At 41.4% G+C, this 16,368-nt stretch carries 17 protein-coding genes and 1 other annotated feature; of the genes, 1 reads left to right on the top strand and 16 read right to left on the bottom strand.

Annotation, left to right across the window (positions count from 1 at the left end):
- Positions 1 to 162: 162 nt before the first annotated feature.
- The 16 genes from ADI76_RS10260 to trpX form a co-directional block, all read right to left on the bottom strand.
- Entirely contained in the window at positions 163 to 786 is a 624-nt protein-coding gene (locus ADI76_RS10260) for a hypothetical protein (protein ID WP_049475327.1), read from the bottom strand.
- Positions 783 to 1,412: a hypothetical protein gene (locus tag ADI76_RS10255; RefSeq protein ID WP_049475328.1), complete on the bottom strand. Its 630-nt coding sequence runs from the start codon at positions 1,410 to 1,412 to the stop codon at positions 783 to 785. The genes ADI76_RS10260 and ADI76_RS10255 overlap by 4 nt, the downstream gene beginning before the upstream one ends.
- Complete coding sequence (locus ADI76_RS10250) at positions 1,409 to 2,017, bottom strand: hypothetical protein (protein WP_049475329.1); 609 nt, start codon at positions 2,015 to 2,017, stop codon at positions 1,409 to 1,411. Before ADI76_RS10250 ends, ADI76_RS10255 begins: the two co-directional genes overlap by 4 nt.
- A 10-nt stretch (positions 2,018 to 2,027) precedes the next feature.
- A complete protein-coding gene (locus ADI76_RS10245) occupies positions 2,028 to 3,632 on the bottom strand; it encodes a virulence protein (RefSeq protein ID WP_049516329.1) in 1,605 nt (534 codons plus the stop codon).
- The gene (locus tag ADI76_RS10240; protein WP_049475331.1) at positions 3,623 to 3,970 is read right to left on the bottom strand and encodes a hypothetical protein; all 348 of its coding nucleotides are present in this window, start codon (positions 3,968 to 3,970) and stop codon (positions 3,623 to 3,625) included. Before ADI76_RS10240 ends, ADI76_RS10245 begins: the two co-directional genes overlap by 10 nt.
- A gap of 2 nt (positions 3,971 to 3,972) precedes the next feature.
- Entirely contained in the window at positions 3,973 to 4,251 is a 279-nt protein-coding gene (locus tag ADI76_RS10235; protein WP_049475332.1) for a hypothetical protein, read from the bottom strand.
- 181 nt (positions 4,252 to 4,432) lie between these two features.
- A complete protein-coding gene (locus ADI76_RS10230; protein ID WP_049475333.1) occupies positions 4,433 to 5,647 on the bottom strand; it encodes an ABC transporter permease in 1,215 nt (404 codons plus the stop codon).
- Complete coding sequence (locus ADI76_RS10225; protein ID WP_003007952.1) at positions 5,644 to 6,537, bottom strand: ABC transporter ATP-binding protein; 894 nt, start codon at positions 6,535 to 6,537, stop codon at positions 5,644 to 5,646. The genes ADI76_RS10230 and ADI76_RS10225 overlap by 4 nt, the downstream gene beginning before the upstream one ends.
- A gap of 11 nt (positions 6,538 to 6,548) precedes the next feature.
- Positions 6,549 to 7,346, bottom strand: a complete 798-nt coding sequence (locus ADI76_RS10220; RefSeq protein ID WP_049516328.1) for a DUF3169 family protein — start codon at positions 7,344 to 7,346, stop codon at positions 6,549 to 6,551.
- 2 nt (positions 7,347 to 7,348) lie between these two features.
- On the bottom strand, positions 7,349 to 7,558 hold the full coding sequence (locus ADI76_RS10215; protein ID WP_049516326.1) for a helix-turn-helix transcriptional regulator: 210 nt from the start codon (positions 7,556 to 7,558) through the stop codon (positions 7,349 to 7,351).
- A 13-nt stretch (positions 7,559 to 7,571) separates the two neighbouring features.
- On the bottom strand, positions 7,572 to 7,880 hold the full coding sequence (locus ADI76_RS10210) for a hypothetical protein (RefSeq protein WP_049516331.1): 309 nt from the start codon (positions 7,878 to 7,880) through the stop codon (positions 7,572 to 7,574).
- A 235-nt stretch (positions 7,881 to 8,115) separates the two neighbouring features.
- Positions 8,116 to 10,521, bottom strand: coding sequence for a phenylalanine--tRNA ligase subunit beta (gene pheT / locus ADI76_RS10205; RefSeq protein ID WP_049516324.1), 2,406 nt, complete (start codon positions 10,519 to 10,521; stop codon positions 8,116 to 8,118).
- A 157-nt stretch (positions 10,522 to 10,678) separates the two neighbouring features.
- Entirely contained in the window at positions 10,679 to 11,194 is a 516-nt protein-coding gene (locus ADI76_RS10200; protein WP_049516321.1) for a GNAT family N-acetyltransferase, read from the bottom strand.
- Positions 11,195 to 11,196: 2 nt separating this feature from the next.
- Positions 11,197 to 12,243, bottom strand: a complete 1,047-nt coding sequence (gene pheS / locus ADI76_RS10195; protein ID WP_023918619.1) for a phenylalanine--tRNA ligase subunit alpha — start codon at positions 12,241 to 12,243, stop codon at positions 11,197 to 11,199.
- A 314-nt stretch (positions 12,244 to 12,557) separates the two neighbouring features.
- The gene (locus ADI76_RS10190) at positions 12,558 to 12,977 is read right to left on the bottom strand and encodes a ParB-like protein (protein WP_049516320.1); all 420 of its coding nucleotides are present in this window, start codon (positions 12,975 to 12,977) and stop codon (positions 12,558 to 12,560) included.
- 123 nt (positions 12,978 to 13,100) lie between these two features.
- Positions 13,101 to 14,102 (bottom strand): tryptophan ABC transporter substrate-binding protein, encoded by a 1,002-nt coding sequence (trpX, locus tag ADI76_RS10185; protein WP_049516317.1) that lies wholly within the window; start codon positions 14,100 to 14,102, stop codon positions 13,101 to 13,103.
- Positions 14,103 to 14,233: 131 nt separating this feature from the next.
- Positions 14,234 to 14,465: a binding site (T-box leader), on the bottom strand.
- A 150-nt stretch (positions 14,466 to 14,615) separates the two neighbouring features.
- On the opposite strand from trpX, the gene ADI76_RS10180 reads away from it, so the two are divergent.
- Entirely contained in the window at positions 14,616 to 16,277 is a 1,662-nt protein-coding gene (locus tag ADI76_RS10180; RefSeq protein ID WP_049516314.1) for an Rqc2 family fibronectin-binding protein, read from the top strand.
- The last annotated feature ends 91 nt before the right edge of the window (positions 16,278 to 16,368 follow it).

Genomic DNA, 16,368 nt, shown 5'->3' with positions numbered 1-16,368 from the left:
CGATTTCGTCGTCCCACCTCCGCACAGTTGAGTAGGGCTGTAAAAGCTGATGAAATCAGCGTAATAGAGCCCACTCAACCACTGCGTCTTGCTCGACAATCCAAAAACAATAAAGAGGCTAGGACTTTTGTCCCAGCCTCTTACAGGTTAAAGTAGAATGCCTCATTCCTCGTCATCCAACTCCACTTCACCGTGGATTCGGATATATTCTTCATTTCTGCGGTCATCTTCTGCCCAAACCGGATCTCTCACATCATCCATAAATGGAATTTCCTCAAGACTCAGCTCATTAGCCTGTTCATAACTCATCGAAAGGATAGCTTCATGCCGATTTTTAAAATCCTCTACACTTAACCAGCTCTCTTTATCATCTTCGCTAATCTGACCGTCAATAGCAGTCGCAACCTCAATGGCCATAATATACATAGCACGTTTATCAACAGTGAGAAGGTCAAGGTGGGTAGAAGCTAAACGGAGACAGTCTCCTTTTTCTCGATAGTCTGTTACTGGATTGTCTTCAAAATCTAATTCAAGATTTTCATATATATGACTTTCAAATTCGTTGGTAAGCCCTTCTTTCAACTGAACATTATTCCATCTTTTATCATGCGTCCACTTATTCAATTTCAAGTGAATAGTTGGGTCTGTTTTAAATGGGCGAGTATTCCCAAAATAAGAAAAATCTACTGTCTTCCCATCTTTAGTATCAAACCACATTCTCTTCGCTAGTTCTAAATAATCAAACGGAATTTCTTTGGTGTAATCACCTTTTATATATAATTTCAATCGTCTTCCTCATCGTCATAAATTCGTTCACCATGGATTTTGATGTATTCTTCTCGAAGCCGTTCCTCCTCTTCCCATAGAGGATCTCTTACCGGTACCATTGTCTTTAATTCTTCCAAACTGATTTCAACAGCTTCATCATAAGTCAGTGAAAGAACATCCTTGTGCAACTCCTTAAAAGTCTCTACATTCACCCAGGTCTCTTTGTCATCCTCGCTAATCTGACCATCAATGGCAGAAGCTACCTCGACTGCCATAATATACATCGCACGTTTATCAACTGTTAAAACATCTATATGAGAAGTTGCGATACGTAAATAATCCCCACGTTCTCTCCACTCTGTAATGAAAGTTTTTTCAAATTCAAGGGATATATTTTCATATTTATAGGAATTCCACGGATTGTTTAAATCATAAGAGGGGATATTATCCCATCTTGAGTCACAAAAACGCCATTTATCAAAGCTTACTACAAAGTAAAAATCGTCTTGCAACATCTCATCATCACCAACGTTTGAGTATGTAATAGGATAACCCTGCCATTCCTTAAACCACATTTTCCAGAGCAACTCTCTTGTCGTAAAGGTTATTTTTTTCTTAAAATCACTTTTGATATAGAGTCTCATAAATCTGAGATATCGCCTCCATGTGCTAGTATATATTTTTTTCGACGATTGGCTTCTTCCTCCCAAAGAGGGTCGTCTACCACATCCATCGTTTGAATTTCAGTCAAACTTAGTTCATTTGCTTCTTCAAAAGTTAGAGATAGAATATCCTCATGTTTTCTTTTAAACTCCTCGATTGTCAACCAGCTAGCCTTATTATCCTCGCTAATTTGCCCATCAATCACCTTTGCAATCTCAAGCGCCATAATGTACATAGCTCGTTTATCAACTGTCAAAACTTCTAGATGGGTGGTTAAAATACGGAGATAGTCTCCCTTTTCATTATAATCCGTAGCAAATGCATCTTCAAAATTAATTTCAATACATTCGTCAAGATGTGAAAAGAGTCTTCGTACTCCTTCCTTTAGGGGGACACTAGACCATCTCTTATCCGCAGTGCCTTTCCTCAAGGATAAATTTGAGAAAAAATCTTCTTGTAATGCATCATTGTTCCCAGCATTTGAGTATGAAATTTGCTCATCTTCTGGAAACCACATTTTACCAGCTAGTTCTAAATAACCATAAGGTACTCTTTTTGTATAATCGCCTTTTAAATATAATTTCATTGTTCACTCCTTATTGCGTCAAGTATTTAAAAGCTTTCCACATATTTTTGATAACTTCTTCTTTAGCTCCTTTTCCAAGTCCATTTAGTTCAGAACGTTTGCTTACCCAGTCTACAATATCCTGCCTACTTGAAATCCTTGAAACCTTGATATCTATGTCGAGGTCATAACCTGATTTTCCACTCCCCGATTGAACTTGGATTTTCCCACTATCTGGCTCCGCATCAACTCGAATATTATCGACTTTTTTACCGTTAACTCGTCCAGAAATCTTTTTTCCAAAAGACTTACTCGTCGGTTTATTTGCCTTCCAGCTGTCGTAGTTGCTAGAATAATTAACCTGAATTTCAGCGTTTGCGCCACCTGTTTTACTAATAGCAGATCCTACAGATACTACACCACTCAATATGAGTGCATTTCCTGCATCTAAAGCTACCTCTGCTGCAGTTGTTCCAGCAATAAGACTTGCCCCACCTGTCTCAGGAGCTAAAGCTAAACCCCCAGTTTCTGCTGCTACGCTAGCAAAGTCAAGCAGTAAACCTGATAACATCTGACTAACCCCACCCCAAAATTCAGCAGAATTAGCATCAAAATTTTCTTGAAGAAGTTCTTGATATTTTTCGTTGATCAATCTCGTAGAAGCACTATCATACTTCCCATTTTTTAGAACAGAAAAGTTATCATCTTTTTGATAATGTCGATCTTTATAAGCACTATTATCAAAAATTTCAATTAAATTCCCTTCATTGTCAATTTTTAGAGTATGGTTATAATCATCAATTATTTTTTTCCACTGTGACCGATCATGTCCTTTTAGGCGTTTTTTTAACTCTTCCCGATAATAGGTATCACCATCATCTGATAATAACATATCTCTCGACGCTTGATTTAAAGTCCTTGTTAAGGCATCCTGATAGTCTCTTTTAGCGTAGGAAACAACTTTTGTTTGTTTCATTTTGTCAAACCAAGTCATGTCTACACCATCCGCATAGTAATTTCCGTTGCTATCAACTATAATTTGACTTAGTTGTCCTGCTCCTTCAATCGCTAAATTAAGAATTTCAAGACTGTCTGAAAAATACTGATTGACTTGCTCAACAAACCACTCTAATTTTTCAATTTTTTCTTCAACATCTTTGATTTGCATCCGTGTTTTACCAGCCAATTCATGAAGTACTCTATTTTCTGATAAATTTTGATCCAGATTTGCAGTAAGAAATGCTCCTACACGATTCCAAAAATCTTCATTCTTTCTGATCAGATCTTGATACTTTGAAAGCTGTTTTTCCCAACTCTGTTTTTGTGTCTTCAAATCATCTAAATCTAATTCTCCATATTTTGATACAACTGCATCTGCGTTTTTGTATGAATTTAATTCAATCTGAATATCGTCGATCGCTTCTTGTAATTTTTTGATACATGGGATAATAATATTCCCAAATAAATTTTTCCCTGCCTCATATGCAGCACCTTGAAGTATTCCTGCTTCGATTTCTGCAATTAAATGATCACTTCCACTAGTAAGTTTTTCTGTAATCTGAGTAGCAATTTGAATATTACTGCTCATAGCTTCAATCAGAGCAGCAGATTCTGATGAACTGTATCTCACTCCCACGGCAAACTATTCCTTTCTCTTATCAATTTTTCTCTCTGAATGTCTAAGTTTTTTAAAACATTCCGAAACTCTTCACTGACACCATCCATCTGTCTAACCACAAAATTTCTTGCAATTAAATCCATTTCATTCTTTTCTTGAAAAAATAAGATATTTTGAGATGAAATAGACAACTTTTCTTCTGCTTCTCGTGTGATCAACGAAAGATCTTCTAAAAATTCATCTAAACTTTGTTGATACTCACGACTTAAATTTAAAATAAGATCTTCTTGTCGCTCTGTTTTCACAATTTCTTGGAATAGTTTATCTCGCTTATTTTTATTAACATCCTCCATCATGGTTAGCTTTCCCATCTTTGAGCCTGTTCTACATCACGTTTTTCAAGCACAGCAGCAATTTGAGGAAATTTATTAGCTTGAATTAGAACAGCTTCACTAAATTTACCCACAGCTTGAAGTAAGTGATTATTTACTTCTTTTCCCTTCTCCATACCTGCAATACCAGCAGAATAACTAAACTCTACTTGTTTATTCTCATTTTGTGATACATCAACACCAGTCAACTCACCAATAGCCGCTTGCGCATCAATTGGGCTGGATTTTATTTGGAGTTTATCCATATATTCACCCTCAAATCTTATTATTCCCCTCCATCATATCATAATTTGAAGAAAAATACTCTTTCTTCCATGAAAAAACATACTAAATTTTCTGTAATTTATTAATAGTTAGAGACAAGTCTTTCAAAAAATTGTAACCTCCATTCAAAAAGCCCCCAGCTATAACTGAGAGCTTATCTAATTAGCGATAGCTGAGAGCACGTTTGATAGTCTTCCACGGTCCGAGGTCATCGGTTTGGAGGATTAAGCTCGCGTAAATTCGAGCGATGAGCACTGTTCCCACGATGGTAAAGAGAACCGCAATTCCCAATGAAGCCCAAGATTCAAGACCAGTCGCATAGCCATTGATGGTACGGAAAGGCATGAAGAAGGTTGAAAAGAATGGAATGTAGGAACCAATCTTCAATAAGAAGACATCACCGGCGCTTCCCAAGGTGGTTACCCCAAGGAAGCTAAAGATAACTAACATCATTAGTGGCGAAATCGCTTTTCCTGAATCTTCAGGTCGTGCAACTGTTGAGCCTAAGAAGGCAGAGAGCACCACATACATAAAGATTCCAAGGATAATGAAGAAGACGGTATTGAGCGAGATCGACTCTGCAAGGTGTTGGGTAATCGGAGAGTTTGGAGCGAGAATATCCTTGACAACTGGGATATCTGCTCTAAAGATCCAAACAGCTACTAAACCAATCACATAGACAAAAATATGGGTAAAGATCACACCGAAGAGTCCGAGCATGCGTGCGAAGAAATAGTCGGTTGCTTTGATACTAGAGAAGACCACTTCCATGATCTTAGTTCCCTTTTCACTGGCCACTTCTTGGGCTGTGATACTAGAGTAGAAGATCAAAATCATATAAAGCAACATTCCCAGACCACCTGCAACCATGGTTTGCACCATTTTCAAGCCTTCTTTTTTCTCATCAATTTTTTCTTTGAGAGAAACCTGTTGAGACAAGGCTGTCAGTTGCTCTTTGCTTAGATTAGCACGCGCTAAATTGATCCCTTGTTGGACCTGGCTTAATTTCGCAGCGACAAGGCTTTTCAATTCCATTTTCATGGCTTGGTCGCCCACATAAGTGGCTTCTAGCTGGCCATCTTTTTCATCGACCGTCAAGTAAGCAGCGGCTTTCTCATCCTTGATGGCTTTTTTAGCTGCAGCTTCATCTTTGTAGTCCAAGGTCAAGCCATCGGTTCCTTTGAGGCTTTCTTTGACAGCTGGCACTTCGGTCACCAAGACCACCTGATTCTTCGCATCTGTAGAAGAATCCGTTAGATAACCGATTCCAACGCCCAATCCTAAAAAGAGGAAGGGACCGAAGACCATGAAGAGGAAACTCCATGATTTCACTTGTCTGATATAGGTTTCTTTCATTACGACAAACATCTGTTTCATACTTCTACTCCTGATTCAAGTTTAAAGATCTCATCAATAGTTGGGGCTTGGTGGTCAAAGGTCGCAAGGTAGTGGCCCTTGGTCAAGCGGTCAAATAATTCTGGACCCGCTGACGCGTCATCCAAGATCAGCTTCCAAGTCCCTTGCTTGGTCATGCTGACCTTGGTCACGTGTGGCAGAGCTTCTAGCTCTTCTTTGCTAAAGTCGTTAGAGACAAAGAGGCGAGTCTTGCCATAGCTATTCCGGACCTCTTGGACAGGCCCTGAAAGGACAACCGAACCATCACGGATCATTAGGATATCATCACACAACTCTTCGACGTTGGTCATGACGTGGTCAGAAAAGATAATGGTGGCCCCACGCTCTTTTTCTTCAAAGATGACCTGCTTGAGCACTTCTGTGTTGACCGGATCCAGGCCGCTAAAGGGTTCATCTAAAATGATCAATTTAGGCTCATGGATCAAGGTGATGATCAGTTGAACCTTCTGTTGGTTCCCTTTTGAGAGACTCTTGATTTTATCAGTCAATTTCCCTTTTACTTGGAGTTTTTCCATCCAGGTCGGTAATTTTTCCTTGACCTCGGCAGTGCTCATTCCTTTTAAGGCAGCCAAATAGCGGACCTGCTCAAAAATCGTGAGTTTTGGCATGAGACTACGCTCTTCAGGCAAATAACCAATTTCTTTGTAAGTTTCTTGCGTAATCGCTTTGCCATCTAGGCGGATCTCACCGCTGTAGTCCAAAAAGCGCAGGATGCTGTGGAAAATGGTGGTTTTCCCAGCCCCATTTTTCCCAACCAAACCAAGGATATGCCCTTGTTGAGCTGTTAGATCCACTCCAAAGAGGACCTGCTTATTGCCAAAGCTTTTTTCTAAATGTCTAATTTCTAACATGGATGACTCCTTTACTCTTTATAATAACGTTTGGTAATCTTGTACTGTGAAATAAGGATATAAATATAGATGATGGATACAACGAACAAAGCTAAGAGGATATCCGTATGGAAGGCAATTCCAATGATTAAGAGACCAATGAGAAGGCTCGGCAAGATATAATTGCTTAACTTAACCACCACTTCGAAGTTTTCCTCGTAGCTAATCTGTTTTTCAGCTTCATCCATCATACTCATCATAAATTCACGCACTTCCTTGGCATTGGCATTGCGAGGAATCGGTTTTCCATAAAGCAAATGGAAGGTCTTGCGAAAGAAGATATCCGATAAGAAAAATAGGGCAATCAAAACAAGAAAGAGATAGAGCATGGTGAAAGTTCCAAAGATAAAAGCCAAGTGCCCTGTGGAAGGTCTATCCATATACACCCATTGAGTATAAAAGATGACGACTAAAAAGTATGGCAAGATCATGATACCTTTGAAAATGGTCGCTAACCCATACAGTTTTTCCTTCTGGATGTCATAGTGATAGGCTTCGTCTTCGTCTTCTATCTGGAGTATTTTTTGATGGACTTTTCTCGCGCTTATTAGTAAGGCTATCGTGACCATAAACAAGATAAGAAACAATAGTATTGAGCCCAAAAGGAGTATTTCTTTACTAAAGAAGGATTCGATTTCAAGGGGCTTTTCGGATCCGAACATGACTGTCAAAAAACCAATGACTCCTCCAATCAAGCCAGAACCTGTGATGATTCCGACATTTCTCCAAAAACGGTAACGAGCGGATCGTTCTTGTTGTTGCTTTTTCATTTTTATCCCTCTCCCTCTACTAGACTAAAGACATTCTCCACAGGTTCCTTGAAAATCTGGGCGATGGTGATCGCAATGATAACCGAGGGGGTGTATTCCCCCCGCTCCAAGAGACTGATGGACTGGCGTGAGACCCCTGCTAGCTTGGCTAGCTCGGATTGGTTGAGCCCATCACGCGCCCTCAGCTCTTTCAGTCGATTTTTTAAAATCATGGCTTTCGCCCCCTTATAGTTGAATACCTTGAATATCTTCGATGCGGACTAATTTGGTTTCCCTCTGTTGTTTATGATTCACACGAGTCAGTTTGACCCAATCTTCATCGATATCTATAATTTCATACTCAAATCCAACACCATCTACTGTAACAGTGGCCGTTTGGCCTTTCAATTCTTCTAAAAGTCTAGACATGTCTTGATTTCCTTTCACTTGTTTTTCTAATCGTCTGATGCGTTTGTTCAACTTTTTTATCTTCTTTTCTGAGCTTGCATAAAACATAAGCAGAAAAGGGATAAAAATAATCCACACAGCTCCCATAAGAAAACCTCCCCTTATTTCAACTGAAATCATTGTAACACTTCTTTTTCTTTTTGACAAGTATATTTTACAAAAAAATAAAAATATTTGTCAAAAATAGAAAGATGGTTGACATAGATATTTTGAGTACTTAAAGGAATTTCTTTATTTTTATAGGGTTTTAAGCCAGATAACTTGCAAATCATGTAAGAAAAAAACAGTTAAGAAATTCTCAACTGTTTCATGTTTTTTAGATTTACCGCACTTCTGCATTGACTTTTTCTTCAAGTGAAGCTTGGATTTTTTCCATGTAGCGTGCGACTTCTTCATCCGTCAAGCTATCTTCTGGATTTTGGAAGGTCAAACTGTAGGCCATAGACTTCATGCCAAGTCCTAGTTTTTCACCGGAGAAGACGTCAAAGAGTTTGATAGCTGTTAAGCGTTTCACGCCAGCAGCTTGAATGGCATCGACTACCTCTTGGTGAGTCACTTCTGCTTTGAGGAGAAGGGCGATATCACGGCTCACAGCTGGGAATTTGGTGATTTCCACAAAGGCTGCGGCTGGTTGAAGAGCTGCTTCAATAGCAGATAAGTTCAATTCTGCCACATAGGTTTCTGGGATATCATAAGACTTAGCTGTTACAGGATGCACTTGCCCCAAGACCCCAATCACCTGGTCACCAAGTGAGAGCAAGGCTGTACGTCCTGGGTGGAGACTCTTGATTTCTTGTGTTGCTGTATAAGTCACTTCAAGACCCAAGCGAGCAAAGAGGGCTTCCAAGATTCCCTTAGCATAGAAGAAGTCAACTGGAACAGCTGGAGTTTGGAAGTCTTTTTCAGCAACTAAACCTGTCAAAGCAAAAGCAAAGCTGTTGATTTCATTTGGCAAGTCTTCTTTTGGATTGCCTGTCTGTTCAAAGACTTTTCCGATCTCATAGAGGGCCAAATCTTTGTTCTTACGCGCTACGTTGTAGGCAACTGTATCTAAAATACCTGAAACCATATTTTGACGGAGGACTGAACGATCCACAGTCATTGGCCACATGAGCTCTGTTAAATTGCTTGGCGCAGTCGCAAATTCAACGGCTTTTTCAGGAGTTGTTAAAGCATAAGTGATGATTTCTGTCAAACCAGCCCCTTCAGCAATAGTCCGAACCTGACGACGTAATTTTTGTGTCGCTGTCAATTCACCGGCTGTCCCGTCATCTTTTGGAAGGGTTGCTGGTAATTTGTCATAACCATAAATCCGAGCAATTTCTTCAAAGAGGTCCGCTTCGATAGTGATGTCCCAACGGCGACGAGGAACGCTCACTGTGAAGCTTTCTGCATTTCCAGAAAGGCCAAAACCAAGACGACGGAAGACATCTTCGACATCCGCGTAGGAAAGCTCTGTTCCAAGGACACGGTTCACGTCTGCAAGAGTAGAAGAAACTTCTACATCAGAAGTGTCCAACTGTCCTGCTGAAACAATGCCCTTACGCACGGTTGCACCAGTCAATTCAGCAATCATGCTTGCTGCCGCATCAAGGGCTTCATTAACAGTTGCCACGTTGATGCCTTTTTCAAAACGTGAAGATGATTCAGAACGAAGGTTAAGGCGACCGCTGGTCTTACGGATCGATTTGCCATTGAAGACAGCTGCTTCAAGGACGACACGAGTAGATTTTTCAGAGATTTCTGTAGCCTCTCCACCCATGACACCTGCAAGGGCTACTGGTTTGTCAGCAACAGTAATCACTAAATCAGTTGTTTCCAACTCACGCTCTTCCCCATCCAAGGTCACTAATTTCTCACCAGCACGTGCTTCACGTACGCGGATGTCAGTCCCTTCAAAGGTATCCAAGTCAAAGGCATGCATAGGTTGACCAAAGTAAAGCAAGATATAGTTGGTCACGTCAACCACATTGTTAATGGGACGAATACCTTCGTTCATGAGGAGGTTTTGCAACCATTGTGGACTTGGTGCGATGGTTACGTTGTCCAAGATGCGGGCTGCATAATAAGGAGCCTTGTCTGTATCAATGCTGACAGAAAGAGCATCCGCTGCAACTTGGTCTGTTTCTGTTAAAGTAAATTCTTTGAAGTTGACTGCCTTGTCATAGATGGCTGCTACTTCGTGAGCCACCCCACGCATAGAAAGAGCGTCTGCACGGTTTGGAGTGATCGAAAGTTCGACGATTTCATCATCCAAGTCTAGGTAAGAGAAGACTTCCTCACCTGGAACAGCTTCTTCTGGCAAGATTTGGATGCCATCTGCAAATTCTTTCGGTATAACGGAGTCAGAAATCCCTAATTCACCAAGTGAACAGATCATTCCGAGTGACTCTAAGCCACGGATTTTCCCTTTTTTAATTTTGTAGTTATCCGCGATACGGGCACCCGGAAGAGCCACCATGACCTTGATGCCTGCACGCACATTTGGCGCTCCACAGACGATCTGACGGGCTTCTTCTTCACCCACATTGACTTGGCAGACATGAAGGTGTGTCTCTGGCACATCTTCACAAGACAAGACTTCTCCGACGACAATTTTTGAGAGACCAGCAGCAGGCGATTCCACACCTTCTACTTCGATCCCTGTAGTTGACATTTTTTCAGCCAACTCTTCTGATGGCACATCCACGTCCACCAATTCTTTTAACCATTTATAACTAACTAACATATGTAAGATACCAAGGGCTAAACTGAAATCTAAATGACTTTCCTAGATTTCCTTAAGCCCTAGTTTAGATCCTTTCATTTTGTGTTTTCCAGCTCGAGGCTGGCTTAGGTAGGTCTACTAACCTCCCCTTCTCTAGAATAGAAGTTTCTTGTTCCTTCTAGATCAATTTCTTTCTCAACAACCAGTCGGTATCCACAGCTTCCCCTGTGATAAAGTGGTGCTCGCTAAACCGTTCAAATCCGAATTGTTTGTAAAAGTTTTGGGCCTTAAAATTCCGTTCCCAGACACCCAGCCAGACCCAGTCAAATCCACGTTTTTCAGCTTCTTTTAAGGCAAAGGTAAACATTTCCTTGCCATAGCCCTTGCCATGATGTTCTTTTTTGACATAGATGCGCTGGATTTCAAAAGCATTGTCCATCTCTACTGGCTCGGTCTGCGCTTGGCCCCAGTTAAACTTGAGAAAACCACAAATATCCTGATGGTGATCAAGGACAAAATAGGTTTCGGATTCTGGATCTAGCAGATCTTTCTCAATTTGCTCCAAAGAGAGCACTGTAGAGAAGTAATCTTCCAAATCTTTCTCAACAATGTAGGGACCAAAGGTATCCCGATAAGTTTCCACCTCTAGGTCACGTAAGGTCTGTGCCTGGTCGATTTTTACTCTAACTAACATGATTATTTAAACTGTTCTGAGAAGCGAACATCTCCTTGATAGAAGCCACGGATATCATTGATTCCGTAACGAAGCATAGCCACACGCTCTTGACCAAGTCCAAAGGCAAATCCTGAATAAACTGTTGGGTCAATACCACTCATCTCAAGGACGCGTGGGTGAACCATACCGGCTCCCATGATTTCAATCCAACCAGTTTTCTTACATACGTTACATCCAGCTCCACCACATTTGAAGCAAGAAACGTCCACCTCTACCGATGGCTCGGTAAATGGGAAGTAAGAAGGACGAAGACGGATTTGACGTTCTGCACCAAACATCTTTTGCACGATCAATTGTAGCGTTCCTTGAAGGTCTGCCATAGAAATGTTCTTCCCAACAACCAAACCTTCGATCTGATGGAACTGGTGGCTGTGGGTCGCATCATCTGTATCCCGACGGAAAACACGCCCTGGAGAGATCATCTTCAATGGTCCCTTGCTAAAGTCATGAGCATCCATCGCCCGCGCCTGTACAGGTGAGGTATGGGTCCGAAGTAAGATTTCTTCTGTGATATAGAAGGTATCCTGCATATCCCGCGCAGGGTGATCTTTAGGCAGATTCATGCGTTCAAAGTTGTAGTAGTCTTGCTCCACTTCGAAGCCGTCCACGACTTGGTAGCCCATCCCGATAAAGATATCTTCGATTTCTTCACTAGTTTGGGTCAAGATATGACGGTAACCACTAGCAACCGGACGACCGGGAAGGGTCACATCGATGCTTTCGCTAGCTAGTTTCGCTTGGACTTTCTTTTCTTCCAAGAGTTTGGTTGTTTCTTCAAAAGCAGCCGTCAAGACATCGCGAGCTTCATTAACGTGTTTCCCGATAACCGGACGCATTTCAGCAGAGACATCTTTCATCCCTTTGAGAATCTCCGTCAGAGATCCTTTCTTCCCAAGGACAGAGACCCGTAGTTCTTGCAATTCTTTTTCATTTTCAGCAGAAATCTGCTTCAAAGCTGCCAGCGTTTCTTCACGAAGCGCTTTTAATTGTTCTTCAATCGTTGACATATTTCCTCCATCATGGTCCCTCTACAGACATAGAAAAAACCACGCGCCAACACCCTCATTCGGAGCGTTGACACGCGGTACCATCCGTTTTTATCTGTAAACCAGACCTTAATTTCTAAATCCTTTACGCAAGTGAATTCACTCAGCTTTCATGCAAAGAGCTTTCAGTCACGGCCCTTCTCCCTGTCGCACTTCCCTTGAGATACTAGTCTTGCAGATTTCTATTCGATTACTATCTAGTTTAGCAGATTTTTTGTTAAAAAACAAGTTAGATGAGACTAATTTCAATAGACAAAGGAACAAGAGGCAGTACATTATCTATTTGCCTGGTCTGCTTCATCTGCTTTCCTTTTCAATAGAAGAGTGGTTGCTTGGTTAAAACCATCACACCAGTTATACCATTTTGCTTCATACTCATCTTGAGGTAAGATACGATGTTTTAAATCCAAAACAGAGGATATCTTTCTTTCCTCGCAAGCTTGCGCATAGAGATGATAGAGTTCATCACCACCGTCTCTATCAAACTCAACAGAAATCGTATCCCGACCTGCCAATAAAGCCTGATAAGCCCTGTGATGCCCGTCTGTAATCAAGAAGCGATTTCCAAATGCAAGAACACTAATTGGATCCACATTGATGATGTCTACCGACTGATCCAGCATCTGGATAGCTTGTAACTTCTTTTCTGATAAATATAGTTGGGTCGGATGAAGATCTGTTATCTTAACTTCCATATCTTTCTCCTCTACCATGAGTAACATAGTTGGTCATGAGCACTGGTAGACATTTTTAAAGGTCACGATTTAAAGACCTGCCAAAGCCAAATTCCCCTGCCATTCTTGTGATTCGTTTCCTTTTTATTTAATGACTTGTCCAGCATCTTTCAAGACAGATTCTGGAATAGTAATGCCCAATTCATCTGCGACTTTTTTATTGATGACAGATTTTCCTTGGCTAAAGATTTCAACAGGTGTATCCGCAGGTTTTTGACCTTTCAAGATCTTCGCAGCCATTTTACCAGTTGCTACTCCAAGATCATGTTGGTCGACAACGACTGAACCAAGACCACCAGCTTCTACCATAGCTGTCGCACTTGGGAAGATTGGTTTTTTAGCTGTTTTGTTAGCTTCGACAACAGTTGAGAAGGCTGATGCGATAGTATTGTCGATTGGAACCCAGATGGCATCGACTTTACCTGACATAACAGATACTGTTGAAGCAATTTCGTTTGTAGAAGGAACTGAATACGGAACCACCTTGTAGCCTGCTTTTTCAGCCAATTTTGTAAATTCTTCTACTTGAGATTTTGAATTGTCTTCACTGGTTGAGTATAGAACCCCGATTGTTTTCACGTTTGGAGTCAACTCTTTGATCAATTTCAACTGTTGCTCAGTAGGATTGTGGTCAGATACCCCAGTGATATTGCCACCTGGTTTTTTCAAATCTTTGACCAAGTTTGCGCCGACTGGATCGGTTACAGCACCCATGACAATTGGTTTGTCTTTGGTTGCACTAGCCAAACCTTGAGCAGATGGGGTTGCAATCCCAATCAAGACTTGGTTATCCTTGTCTACCAATTGTTTACTCATGGTTGCAACCTTGTTTTGGTCCCCTTCTGCATTGAGGAAGTCAATGTCCACTTTGTCCTTGTCATAACCTTCTTCAGCCAAACCATCTTGAATTCCCTTGTAGATCAAATCAAGCGAAGGGTGGCTGACCAACTGCAAGACCCCAACTTTAGCTTTTTCATTGCTAGTTGCTGCCTTGTTGTCTTTGCCTGCTGTAGCTGAATAGATCGCTGTCCCAATGACTGCTGCTGCAATCAAACCAATAATTCCCATTAACCGTTTATTTTTCATTTTACTACCTCTTCTATTTTTTCATTTTCTTCTATTTTTCATCCTCTAAAGAATGCGACGCCATCGTTTCTTCATATCTTTTCTCCCTTCTCATCTAAAACAAAAAACACGCCCACACATAGCAAAAGCTATGTGAGGACGTGTCATCGCGGTGCCACCTCACTTATGGGAAAAGGATAGTCTCCCCCATATCTCTGTCTTGTCTAGCAACAAGTTGCACGATAAGGTGTGCCAACCGAATTTTTATTGTTTCAAATTCATCTCATCATTAGTCCAATTTCGTAAACTGCCGCTACCCACTCTCAGCAACCGTAGGCTCTCTTGAAACTTTCATTTACTACTTTTCTAATTTCTTACATTTTAAAGTTTTCTTTCAAAAATGTCAATACTTTTTCAGTATTTTTTTGGAAACGTTCGCATTTTCTATTGAACAGCCCCTAGCTTCTTTCTGGGATTTCCTCTCTAATTTTGATATAATTTACTAGAATAAACGCTAGAATGATGAGGAATCCCATGTCTTTTGATGGATTTTTTTTACACCATATGGTGCAAGAATTGAAGGCCGAACTCTTGAGCGGTCGCATTCAAAAAATTAACCAACCCTTCGAGCAAGAATTGGTGCTCCAAATCCGAGGCAATCGGAAAAATCAAAAACTCTTGCTCTCAGCCCATTCTGTCTTTGGACGGATTCAACGGACCCAGACCAACTTTGAAAATCCTGCCTTTCCCAATACCTTTATTATGGTTATGCGCAAATATCTTCAAGGCGCTGTAATCGAAGGGATTGAGCAAATGGAAAACGACCGGATTCTCGAAATCCGTGTCTCCAATAAAAACGAAATTGGAGATGCCATTTCTGTCAGCCTCATGATTGAAATCATGGGCAAGCACAGTAATATTATTCTCCTGGACCGCACCAGCAATAAAATTATCGAAGCCATTAAACATGTCGGCTTCTCACAAAATAGCTACCGGACCATTCTCCCTGGGTCGACCTATGTAGCTCCTCCGAAAACCGACGCGGTCAATCCTTTTACAATTGGAGATGAATCCCTTTTTGCCCTTCTTCACAAGGAAGAGTTAAGCCCAAAAAACCTTCAAAAATGTTTCCAAGGTTTGGGGCGAGATACGGCTCAAGAATTAGCCAAGCGACTTAAGACGGATGAAAAATTAAAAACCTTCCGTGCCTTTTTCCAAGCTCCAACTGAGCCTCGCCTAACGACCAAATCCTTCTCGGCTATCCCCTTTGCAGATGCGACCAATCAAACCTTTGAAACACTTTCCGATCTGCTGGATGACTATTACCGAGACAAGGCTGAGCGCGATCGGGTGCAACAACAGGCCAGTGAATTGATCCGCAAGGTCGAAAACGATCTTGAAAAGAACCGAAAAAAATTAGCCAAACAAGAAGCTGAGTTAGCGGCGACCGACAATGCGGAAGAATTCCGCCAAAAAGGAGAATTGCTGACAACCTTCCTCCATCAGGTACCAAACGACCAAGACCAGGTTGTTTTAGATAATTACTATACCAATGAACCGATCACCATCCAACTCAACAAGGCCCTGACTCCCAATCAAAATGCCCAACGCTACTTCAAACGCTACCAGAAGTTAAAAGAAGCCGTCAAACATTTGACCATCCTCATTCAAGAAACCAAGGAAACCATTTCTTATCTTGAAACGGTTGAAACAGCCCTTTCTCAAGCGAGCCTGGCTGAGGTGGCAGAGATTCGAGAAGAGCTAATCCAGACCGGCTTTATCAAACGGCGCAACCGCGAAAAAATTCATAAACGGAAAAAACCTGAGAAATACCTGGCGAGTGATGGAAAGACTATCATTTTAGTGGGTCGCAATAATCTGCAAAACGATGAACTGACCTTTAAGATCGCTAAGAAAGATGAACTCTGGTTCCATGCAAAAGATATCCCGGGAAGCCACGTCGTCATTACAGGAAATCTCGATCCATCGGATGAAGTGAAGACCGACGCTGCAGAGTTGGCGGCCTACTATTCCAAGGCCCGTCTCTCAAACCTGGTCCAAGTAGATATGATCGAAGCTAAGAAACTCAATAAACCAACTGGTGGAAAGCCCGGCTTTGTCACCTACACAGGCCAGAAGACTCTGCGGGTCACCCCAGAAGAAGAAAAAATCAAAGCCATGAAACTAACGGACTGATTTCAAAAATAAAAGAGAGTGGGACGACGAAATCGGTAATTCGTTAGAATTCGATTTCGTCGTCCCACCTCCGCACAGTTGAGTAGGGCTG

Source organism: Streptococcus parasanguinis (assembly GCF_001074805.1).
GTDB lineage: Bacteria > Bacillota > Bacilli > Lactobacillales > Streptococcaceae > Streptococcus > Streptococcus parasanguinis_A.
Note: the sequence above shows the minus strand (reverse complement) of the source record. Positions and strands in the feature narration are given on the sequence as shown.